10 protein-coding genes and 2 pseudogenes are annotated in these 9,986 nt (G+C 71.3%); 5 read left to right on the forward strand and 7 right to left on the reverse strand.

Annotated elements, in window-relative coordinates; translation table 11 throughout:
* Positions 1–1,501: 1,501 nt before the first annotated feature.
* Complete coding sequence (locus HF519_RS27520; RefSeq protein WP_438826451.1) at positions 1,502–1,933, forward strand: ankyrin repeat domain-containing protein; 432 nt, start codon at positions 1,502–1,504, stop codon at positions 1,931–1,933.
* Positions 1,930–2,187, forward strand: coding sequence for a DUF8847 domain-containing protein (locus HF519_RS27525; RefSeq protein ID WP_211170675.1), 258 nt, complete (start codon positions 1,930–1,932; stop codon positions 2,185–2,187). The genes HF519_RS27520 and HF519_RS27525 overlap by 4 nt, the downstream gene beginning before the upstream one ends.
* Before the next feature lie 95 nt (positions 2,188–2,282).
* Here the strand turns inward: HF519_RS27525 and HF519_RS31950 are convergent.
* Positions 2,283–2,824, reverse strand: a pseudogene (locus tag HF519_RS31950) (transposase); the annotation flags it as partial.
* Between the two features lie 92 nt (positions 2,825–2,916).
* Here HF519_RS31950 and HF519_RS27540 point away from each other — a divergent pair.
* From HF519_RS27540 to HF519_RS32610, 3 genes and pseudogenes are all read left to right on the forward strand, one after another.
* Positions 2,917–4,260 carry a phosphoribosyltransferase family protein gene (locus HF519_RS27540; protein ID WP_169415906.1) on the forward strand — a complete coding sequence of 448 codons (1,344 nt, stop codon included), beginning with the start codon at positions 2,917–2,919 and terminating at the stop codon, positions 4,258–4,260.
* Positions 4,261–4,314: 54 nt separating this feature from the next.
* A pseudogene (locus HF519_RS33410) lies at positions 4,315–4,413 on the forward strand (hypothetical protein); the annotation flags it as partial.
* A 146-nt stretch (positions 4,414–4,559) separates the two neighbouring features.
* Positions 4,560–4,682, forward strand: a complete 123-nt coding sequence (locus tag HF519_RS32610) for a hypothetical protein (protein ID WP_281358663.1) — start codon at positions 4,560–4,562, stop codon at positions 4,680–4,682.
* 107 nt (positions 4,683–4,789) lie between these two features.
* Here the strand turns inward: HF519_RS32610 and HF519_RS27550 are convergent, their stop codons facing one another.
* The 6 genes from HF519_RS27550 to HF519_RS27575 form a co-directional block, all read right to left on the reverse strand.
* Entirely contained in the window at positions 4,790–5,830 is a 1,041-nt protein-coding gene (locus HF519_RS27550; protein WP_169415907.1) for a uroporphyrinogen decarboxylase family protein, read from the reverse strand.
* Positions 5,831–5,850: 20 nt separating this feature from the next.
* Positions 5,851–6,711 (reverse strand): quinone oxidoreductase family protein, encoded by an 861-nt coding sequence (locus HF519_RS27555; RefSeq protein WP_312860392.1) that lies wholly within the window; start codon positions 6,709–6,711, stop codon positions 5,851–5,853.
* Positions 6,712–6,806: 95 nt separating this feature from the next.
* Positions 6,807–7,169 (reverse strand): hypothetical protein, encoded by a 363-nt coding sequence (locus HF519_RS27560; RefSeq protein WP_169415909.1) that lies wholly within the window; start codon positions 7,167–7,169, stop codon positions 6,807–6,809.
* Positions 7,166–8,029, reverse strand: coding sequence for a DODA-type extradiol aromatic ring-opening family dioxygenase (locus tag HF519_RS27565; RefSeq protein WP_169415910.1), 864 nt, complete (start codon positions 8,027–8,029; stop codon positions 7,166–7,168). The genes HF519_RS27560 and HF519_RS27565 overlap by 4 nt, the downstream gene beginning before the upstream one ends.
* A complete protein-coding gene (locus HF519_RS27570; protein ID WP_438826452.1) occupies positions 8,022–8,849 on the reverse strand; it encodes a citryl-CoA lyase in 828 nt (275 codons plus the stop codon). The genes HF519_RS27565 and HF519_RS27570 overlap by 8 nt, the downstream gene beginning before the upstream one ends.
* The coding region (locus tag HF519_RS27575) for a CaiB/BaiF CoA transferase family protein (protein WP_169415911.1) at positions 8,842–9,986 on the reverse strand (1,145 nt) is incomplete at its 5' end. The genes HF519_RS27570 and HF519_RS27575, both read right to left, overlap by 8 nt.

Below are 9,986 nucleotides of genomic sequence, written 5' to 3' on the forward strand. Positions count from 1 at the left end.
ATGGCGCGTCAAACAAACTGGCACAAAAACCAATTCATAAACAAGCTCGACACACTGTTGAGTTCTCAAAAGACACCCGCACACCCTCACCCACCACCAAGCGGGATCCGGGGCCGTGTTCCGTACCGGCCCCACCGTACACCACCCGATCCAAGCGGATCGGCAGGGTCCGACGGGGGCCGCCAGCGGGCCTGTTGACCGAACCCTCAGGGCCCGTTCTGTCCGGCTGTCTCGCTGACAGGAACCAAGTTACGCGTTGCCTCAGCGCCGCGTCAAATCGGCCCCCCTATACGCCCGCTGACCTGCGAGAAACGGTGCCGGAACGGGCATGGTCCTCAGGTCAACGGAACGGTTCGCAAACCGCGCCGATGTCGCGGCGACGGGACTTCGGGCGAAATCCCGCCTGTGCACCGGCTCTCGGTACAGCGGCAGACGATCAACCGCCATCCGACGAGCCGAGCCGGCCACCGGCAACTCCGTAGGGTTGTCGTGCTGACTCACCAGCAAAGCGCCGATGTGTCATCGGTTACCCCTGGAGCGAGGTTTCCTGGCCCGGTTCCGCGTGGCAGCGCCGATGGCGATACCTGCGGAGACCACGGCCAGAGCCTTTCCGCCCCGGGAGGACTCGAACCAGCCATCACAACGCCCCGGTCACGGTTGCCATTCCGGCACACCGGGCCCTGAGGGGGTGAGGCCGGTCACGATCGGGCAGTCGGGGCGGTTCGATCTCGGGCTTCCTGCCCGGCCGTTGCCGTCCCGCTGTTCCTCGTACCGTCCAACAACCCGGTCGTGCTCACCATTCCGTCCCGGCGGGACCGGGTGGCACCGGCTCGAGTCGTGCGCGCTCAGCGTCTGTACCACCGGCTTGCCGAGACTGGCCGGCCCGACCTCGCGCGGCTGGTCCGCCCGGTCCGACGGGACGACCATCCGTCTCCAGATCGATCCGTACGTCGGTCTCGGACGGCCGTCCGGCCGCACCTGGATGACGTCCGGAGCTGGGTCGGCGCCGTCCTCGGCACCTCCCGCTGGCGCGCCCAGGGCCAGGACGCACGCGCCGCGCGTCGACCAGGCAGTGCCGCTGCGCGGGCCGACGCTGTCGGTCGTATGACGGTTGCACCGCAGGCCTCCGCACGGTGCGTCCGCACTCGGCCGAGGCGTCATCGAGAACCCATCAGCCTCGATGTCGCGGCGGTCACGCCGGCCCCGGTCCGGAACCGGCGGTTGCGCGCGTCCGCGACGAGCGACGTGACCCGCCGCGTCGTCGGACCGGCCCGGGCCGAACAGGTTCGCAGCTCGGTGCGCTGGTGTGGCTGTGTCTCGCCGAGCCCGTGGTGCACGTCGCCGGTCGTGCGGGGATGACTGTGATGCGTGTGGCGCCAAGGCCTTGACCCGCCGGTGAACCGGTGAACGACGTGCCCCGGGTGAGCCGCGGGCGTTCCGGCGCCGGGCCGGACGCACGACGGACCTGTGCCCGACCACGAGTCGCCGTACCGTGGACGGCGTGCAACCGAATGGGACGGGCCCCGGTGCAGCGCCGGGCGAGCTGGACGACAAGACCCTGGCGTTCGCGCACCGGATGTTCGATCTCGCACGTGAGGGCAGCACGGGGGAGCTCGCGGTGTATATCGACGCCGGGCTACCGGTCGACCTGACCAACGCCAAGGGCGACACCCTGCTGATCCTCGCGGCCTACCACGGACACCCGGCCACGGTGTCAGCGCTGTTGGCCCGCGGCGCCGACCACGCGCGCACCAACGACCGCGGGCAGACCGCCCTGGCCGCCGCGACGTTCCGCCGCTCCGCGGAGTCGGTCACGGCACTGCTCGACGCGGGCGCCGACCCGGCACAGGGCCACCCGTCAGCGCTGGCCACGGCGGCCGTCTTCGAACTTCCCGACATGCTCGAGCTTCTGCAGTCCGGGCGGCCCACATGACCGGATCCGCCGACGAGGCCGCGCCCCGGACGATCGCGGACCGCCCCTTCCCCGGTACCGAGCTCGACGACGGCCGCGACGTCTACTGGTTCGTCGGCGGACCGCTCGACGGGCGTGTGCAGATCCGATCTGCCGGCGTCGCTCCCGCCACCGTCTGCCACGTGCACCTGCACGACGGGCCGAAGATCGTGCACCAGTACGACCTTCACGAAGTGGCCGGACACGGCGGCGAGTATCGCCTGCGCGACGGCTGAGCCGCACCCGAGCCCGCCGGTTCCGTCTCCTGCCGAGCCGATGTGCGGCGCCCGTGCGCAAGCCGGATCCGGCCGGGAGCCGGTCGGCCGGTGCCCGGGCAGCTGCGCAGCGCCTCACGCAGCACGGTGAGGTGATCGGCGGCGGTGGTGCTGCCGGCGTTGCCCGGGCGCAGCAGCACCGACAACGGTTCCCCGCTGCCGCCCGGGCCGTGGTCAACGACGGTCCACAGCGGGTGATGGCCGACTCCGCGTCTGAACGTCGGGGCGGCGCCCTCCTTCTCGCTGTGCGCGGTCACCAGGGTGGCGTCCACGTCGATGACCAGCGGCGGTCCGCGCTCACGCCGTGGTCCGGGCTGTGCTGCCCGGCCCCTGCCCACGCCCGAGAACGGGCGACGGCCCGGGCGGCGGCGATGGCGCGCAGCGCCGCGGCGGCGATGGCGCGCAGCGCCGCGGTGGCGCGCTCGGCGAGCCGGTCGAGGGTGCGGGACACCGTCGGAGCCCACGCGACCGGGCCGTAGACGCCGGGCTCGGCGCGCAGCAGCGCGATGTCGGCCAGGCAGTCCCCACCCAGTCCGAGGGTCACCGTACGGTCGAGCACGATCGTGGCGGGGTCGTGCACCGCATTCGTGCGCCGCCACCGCCCGTGAAAGCGCCGGGCTAATGCCCCTAGCGTGGACATGGTCGGCACCGAACACTCGCCGCCTCCAGGGAAGTCTCCAGGGAGGTGTTATGCCATTCATCGATCGTGTGGATGCGAGGCGTCGGCTGGCCGGCAGGCTGCGTCATCTGCGGGGCGAGGACGTGGTTGTGCTGGCCCTGCCAAGGGGTGGGGTGCCGGTCGCGTTCGAGGTGGCCAGCGCGCTCGATGCCCCGCTGGATGTGATCGTCGTGCGCAAGCTGGCGGTACCGGTCCGGCCCGATCGACCCAGGCGCGGTGCACTCGCGATGGGTGCGGTCGGCGAGGGCGATGTGCTGGTGCTCAACGAGCCGATCATCCGGCGGGAGAATGTGAGCGGCGCGGAGCTTGCGGAGATCGAGCGGCAGGAGCGAGCCGAGGTCGATCGGCGGACCCATCGGTTTCGGCACGATCGGCCGCGACTGCCGTTGGCCGGTCGGACGGTCGTGCTGATCGACGACGGGATCTCGACCGGTGCGACCGCTCGGGCGGCGTGTCAGGTCGCCAGGGCGCAGGGCGCAGCTCGGGTGGTGCTGGCTGGGCCGGTCTGCTCTCCCCAGTCCGCCGCCGAGCTGCGCAACGAGGTCGACCAGTTGGTGTGTCTGGAGATCGGTGGTCCAAGGGGACTCGTGGCCCAGTTCTATGCCGACTTCCGTTCGGTCTCCGACGAGAAGGTCATGGACTTGTTGCGGCGTGCGGAGCGCAAGGAGTCACCTGCGGTGGGCGCGGCCGGTGATGACGAGCCGCGAAGCGATGACGAGGTCGAGATCCCCGTGGGGGCGGTTCGGCTCAAGGGGCGCCTCACCGTTCCGGAGGGGGCCGTCGGCGTCGTGGTGTTCGCGCATGGCAGCGGCAGCAGCCGGCACAGCCCGCGCAACAGGTACGTGGCCGGGGTCCTGCAGCAGGCCGGCCTGGCGACGCTGCTGTTCGACCTGCTGACCCCGCAGGAGGAGCCGCGCCAGGCCAACGTCTTCGACATCGAGCTGCTGGGCGGCAGGCTCACTGAGGTGACCGGCTGGGTGCGGCGCCGACCGGGGTGCGCTGGGCTGCCCGTGGAGTACTTCGGCGCGAGCACGGGTGCCGGGGCAGCGCTGTGGGCCGCCGCAGCGGCGGACGCGGACATCGCGGCGGTCGTGTCCCGCGGCGGACGGCCGGACCTGGCTGGGCCGCGGCTGGGCGAGGTGCGCGCACCGACGCTGCTGATCGTCGGCGAGCAGGACACGCGGGTGCTCGAACGCAACCGACGGGCGGAGGCCTTGATGCGCGGTGAGAGCCGGATCGCCGTCATCCCCAGCGCCACCCACCTGTTCGAAGAACCCGGCACGCTCGCGGCAGCCGCGGCGGCTGCTTCCGCCTGGTTCACCGAACACCTCGTCCCCGCAGCGCCCAGCGGCTGACCCCTCACGGCTATCCGCGTTCGGCACGGCGAGTTCGTGGCAGGCGCGACCGTCGTGGAGATGGCGCTGCTCGGGGGTGCCCTGCTCACGATGGTCGCGGCAGCCGTTCAGGTCGCCCTGTTGTTCTACGCCAGCCAGGTCTCCCTGACGGCAGCCGAGGACGGGCCGCGCTCGGGCCGGTACCTCGAGAACCCGTCAGCGGACCGCCCGCGAAAATGCCGAGTCGTTCCCAGAACGCGCTTCGGTAGCGCTCTGCAGACCCCGACCGTCCTTGCCGATCTCGACCCGGGAGCGGCGGGTTGCTCGCGAAATCCCGCGCAGTCCGCACCCGCACACTCCGACTCATGCACTCGCTGCTCAACCGCGCCATGCGGCACGCGATGGCGCGGGACAAGGTCAAGCGGAACGTGGTGGCGTTGTGACAGCAAGGCCACAACCGGTAGCGAACTCCCCGGGGAGGACAGCTGCGTCGCTCGTCGTCAGACGGAATGGACGAGGTCGACGCTCGCGGCACCGCGGCCCGTCGGCATCAGGCCGCGGACAGCTCCCCACGCAGCAGGCGCGCTGCATCCGCCATGGCTCGCATCTTGCCCTCGGCGCTGGCCCGGGGCAGATACTTCATCCCGCAGTCGGTGGCGATGACGATCTGCTCGGGCGGGATCCGGTCGAACGCCCGGCGGGTGCGTTCGGCCACCAGTTCCGGTGTCTCCACCTCGGGGGTGGACAGGTCGATGACCCCGAGGATGATCGTCTTGTCCGACAGGTCGGCGAGGACGCCGAGGTCGAGGCCGGACTGGGCGGTCTCGATGGAGATCTGGTCGACCGGACAACCGGCCAGCTCGGGCAGGAACGAGTAGCCCTCGGGTCGTTCGTGGATGATCGCGGCGTAGCCGAAGCAGATGTGCACCGCGGTGGTCCCGGTGACGCCATCGAGCGCGGCGTTGAGAGCGGCCAGGCCGTAGGCGCGGGCGGCGTCGGGGCGGGCCTGCATGTAGGGCTCGTCGATCTGCACGATGTCGGCGCCGGCGGCGAACAGGTCGCGGATCTCGGCGTTGACCGCGGCCGCGTAGTCCGTCGCGGCGGCCTCGGCATCGGGGTAGTGGTCGTTCTGCGCCTGCTGGCTCATGGTGAACGGCCCCGGCACGGTCATCTTGATCGTCCGGTCGGTGTGGCGGCGCAGGAACCGCACGTCGTCGACCTCGATCGGGTGCGGGCGGCGGATGGGACCGGTGATGCGGGGCACCGGGTTGGGGTGGCCGCTGCGGTCCAGGGCGGTACCCGGATTGTCGATGTCGACGCCGTCGAGGGCGGTGGCGAAGTGGTTGGAGTAGCTCTCCCGGCGGATCTCGCCGTCGGTGATGATGTCGAGCCCCGCGTCCTCCTGGGCCCGGATCGCGAGCAGGGTGGCGTCGTCCTGGGCCTGGGCGAGGTACTCGGGGGCGACGCGCCACAGCTCCTTGGCCCGCACCCGGGGCGGGAACCGGCCGGCGAGCTTGGTGCGGTCGATCAGCCATTCGGGCTGGGCGTAGCTGCCGACCAGGGACGTCGGCAGCGTTGGCGACGATGGCACGAGGGCTCCTCGGTGGGCGGTCAGGGGGTCAGCACGATCCGTCCGGCTGCGGCTCCGCAGACCTGGCGCTGCCAGGCCGCGGCGACGTCGTCGAGCGGCACGATCTCGTGGGCGACGGTGAGCGCGCCACGGGCGGCGTGCTCGGCGACGGTGGTGAGGGCGGCGCCGCGCTGCTCGCGGGTGAGCTCGTTGTTGGTGTAGCCGAGCAGCCGCAGCGACCGGCTGCGCAGCGTGGAGGAGTCGATCGGGCAGGTCTCCGCGGCGGAGCTGCCCAGGTTGACCAGGCGCCCGCTCGGGCGCAGCGCCCGGGCCGCGGCGGCCGCCGGCGCGCCGAACAGCGGGTCGAGCACCAGGTCCACGGGGCCATCGGAGGCCGCCTCGAACCGGGTGGCCAACTCGCTGACGTCGTCGGTGTCGAGGGCGACGACGGCATCGGCACCAGCCTGCTTCGCCCGGTCCTGGGCGGCGGCCGACCGCGCGCCGGCGATCACCCGGCGGGCGCCGGCGACGCGTGCGAGCTGGATCGCGGCCTGGCCGACCACCCCGCCGGCGCCGAGCACGAGTACCTGCTCACCGGCGGTGAGCTCGCCACGCCAGGTCAGAGCCATGTGCGCGGCGACGGCCGACAGCCCCAGTGCCGCGACGAGCACCGGGTCGGCGCCGTCGGGCAGCACGACGAGGTCGCCCTGCGGGACCGCGGCGAGGGCGGCCATGCTGCCGTCACCGGGCTGCATTCCGGCCGTGGTGGGGAACCAGACCGGCCGGCCGGCCGCTGTACCGACCCCCTGTACGCCGGGCACGTACGGCGTCCGCGGGACGCCGAAGTAGGACGTCCCGGTCGCGCACAGCACGTCCAGCGGGGTGATCGGCGCAGCGGTCACCTTGACCAGAACCTGTTCCGCTGCGGTACCGGGCGGTTCCCGGTCGGCCACTGTGGGCGGTCGACCGGGCTCTTCGATCACGGCGGCCCGCATGGTCAGGTGGCGATGTCGGGGTAGGGCAGCGAGAAGTGCGAGAGCCGCTGCGCGTATTCCTTCTGGAATCCGAGCGGCTCGTCGTAGTCCCGCTCGAACATCGCGATGAACAGGGTCAGAGTCAGGAACGGGTGCGCGCCGAGCTCGAACAGCGCCGGGTAGTCGTGCCCGGCGAGCGCGGCCCGCTCGCGGTCGTCGAAGCGCAGCCAGGTGCTCGATTCACCGTCGTGGCAATTGAGGATGCGGTTGGCCTGCTCGGTCTCCCACCACGCGACGGTGCCGGTCGGGTCCTCCCGATAGCGCTCGACCAGCTCCGGATCGCGGTCGACGGTGAACAGGAACTTGTTCAGCAGGTACGTGCTCACCGCGCACCGCCGTTCGGATACCAGGTGAAGTAGGCCTCCATGGTGTGGAACAGGTCGTAGGTGTCGACGTAGTCGGCCTTCTGCCCCTCGCCGGCCACGCCCATCATGAGCATGAAGTCCATGAACCCGTGGGTGGCGTTGCCCGGGGCGTGCAGGCTGTCCAGGGTCACCTCGGCCAGGCAGCCCTCGATGTCCCCGGAGGAGATCCACTCGACCGCCTTCTGGTCGAACTGCGGGTCCGGGCCGTGCGGGCCGAACTGTCGCGGCCCGCCCAGCTCCAGCGACAGGTGCCCGGTGCCGATCACCGCGACCCGCTCGTCCGCCGGCCAGGACTCGATCAGCTGCCGGATCGTCCGTCCCAACTGGACGAACCGCTTGGGCTGCGGCAGCGGCGGGGCGAAGATGTTGGTGTAGATCGGCACGATCGGCAGGTCGTTCTGCGGGCGCAACGTGATGATCGGGCACGTGATCGAGTGATCGATCCGCAGCTCGTTGGAGAACGCCAGGTCGAACCCGGCGTCCAGGCCCTCGCGAAGCACGTACGCCGAGAGGTTCTCCTGGCCTTTGAGCAACAACCTCGGCAGCCCGAACTCGCGCTCCTCGTTGTAGAAGTTCGCGTCGTAGAACGGAGCCTTGCCCACCAGGAACTGCGGCATGTTGTCCAGCCACAGTTGATGGAAGTGGTCGGATCCGACCATCACCAGCACGTCCGGCCGGGCGCGCGTCAGCGTCTCCCGGAACGCCTCCACCTTGCGCACCCACTCGTCGGCGAACGGCGGCCGGTCCTCCCCGGTCGACGTGCTCGCCCGGTGGTAGAAGGGATGGTGGGTGGACGCGATCACCGCGACCAGTTCAGCCACGCGGACCTCCATCGGTGTACGGCTCCGGAGCGACGGACCGGTTGTTCAGGTCCACCGACAGGAAGATCTCGTTGCCCACCGGCCGGCGCAGCTCCTCGGCGAGCTGCCCGATCAGACCGGCAGTGCGGGCGAGCAGCGCGAACCCGCGCAGCAACTCCAGCGGCAGGCCGAGGTCGGCCAGCGCGGCCCCGCACACCCCGGCGCCGTTGAGCGGCAGGGTCTTGCCCAGCACCTGTGGGTGCACGCGGCCGATCGCGGCGAACAGCGACAGGTGCGGCCCGAACAGGCCCTCCTCGGTGGCGATCTGCATCAGCCGGGGGGTGCGGGGGTCGCCCTCCTTGTGCACGTGGTGGCCCAGCCCGGGGACGAACCTCCTCGCCTCCCGCTGCGCCTTCACCGTCGCCAGCGCGAGGGCGTCCCAGCCCCCGTCGTCGCACGGCAGTTCGCCGTCGACGGAGGAGAGCACGTCGTGCAGGAACCGTCCGCTGTCCTCGGTGACCCCGAGGAACCGCGATCCCCCGCCGAGCAGCCCGGCGGCCAACGCCCCCTGGATCGAGTCCGGCGCTGACAGGTAGGTCAGCCGCGTGACGATCGCGGTCGGGGTGAAGCCGTGGTCGGCGAGCGCGGCGAGCACCGCCTCGAAGACGCGCACCTCTCCTGGCGCCGGGCGTCGCTGGGTGGCCAGCCAGAACGCCAGCTCGCCGAACCCGACGGTGCCCATCACGTCCTCGGCGAGGTCATGGCCGAGCAAGGTGATCGTCTTGAGGTCCGAGGCACCGAGCGCTGTCGGGTACTCGGGGCGGTCGATCTGTTCAGCCACGGCCGTCCTCCTGCGGGGTGGTCAGCCACTTGCGCAGCTCCACGCCGTGCTCGTCGAGTTCCGGCGGTGGCAGCCGGTAGGCGACCGGGGTGGCCGAGAACCGGATCGGGTGCCGGGTGGTCGGCACCGCGCGCTCGCCCTCGCCCACCTCGACGATCGGGTCGAGCTCGAAGCGCTCGGCCATCGCGAACCCGCCGTCGATGGTGTTGATCGGGCCACTGGGCACCCCGGCCTCGACGAGCAGGTCGAACCACTCGACGGCGCCGCGCTTCGCGAGTTGCTCGGTCAGGATCGGGTGCAGCTCTTCACGGTTCGCCGTGCGGTCGGCGTTGCGGGCGAAGCGCGGGTCGTCGGCGACGTCGGGGATGCCGAGGACCTCGCACAGCTTCCGGAACTGGCCGTCGTTCGCCGCGGCGACGATCAGGTCGTTGTCCGCGGTCGGCAACGGCTCGTAGGGGAACACGCTCGGGTGCGCGTTGCCCATCCGGTAGGGCACCACCCCGCCGGCGACGTAGGCCGAGCTGTGGTTGACCAGCCCGGTCAGCGCCGAGGACAGCAGGTTGACCTCGACGTGCTGGCCTTCGCCCGTCGCGTCCCGGTGCCGCAGCGCGGCCAGGATGCCGATGGTGGCGTGGTTGCCGGCCATCACGTCGAACACCGAGATCCCGGCCCGGTAAGGCGGCCCGTCCGGGTCCCCGGTCAGGCTCATCAGTCCCGAGATCGCCTGCACCATCAGGTCGTACCCGGGCACCTTCTTGCCCGCGCCGGAGCCGAAGCCACTGATCGAGGCGTAGACGACCCCGGGGTTGGCCGTGCGCACCGACTCGAAGTCCAGGCCGTACCTGGCCAGCCCGCCCGGCTTGAAGTTCTCGATCACCACGTCGGCGCGATGGGCGAGCTCGCGGGCCACCTCGGCATCCGCGGAGTCCCGCAGGTCCAGGGCGATCGAACGCTTACCCCGGTTGACGCCCAGATAGTAGGTGGACACCTCATCCCGGACCGGCGGCATCCAGGTGCGTGTCTCGTCGCCCTGCGGGCCCTCGACCTTGATCACCTCGGCGCCGAGGTCCGCCAGCAGCATCGTCGCGTACGGGCCGGCCAGCACCCGGGAGAAGTCGGCGACCAACAGCCCCGACA

The sequence above is a fragment of the Pseudonocardia bannensis genome (assembly GCF_012911875.1).
Classification (GTDB): Bacteria; Actinomycetota; Actinomycetes; order Mycobacteriales; family Pseudonocardiaceae; genus Pseudonocardia; species Pseudonocardia bannensis.

Coding starts and splice junctions, on each gene's coding strand:
- HF519_RS27525 (WP_211170675.1), top strand. CDS start 1,930: ATGACCGGATCCGCCGACGAGGCCGCGCCCCGGACGATCGCGGACCGC.
- HF519_RS27540 (WP_169415906.1), top strand. CDS start 2,917: ATGCCATTCATCGATCGTGTGGATGCGAGGCGTCGGCTGGCCGGCAGG.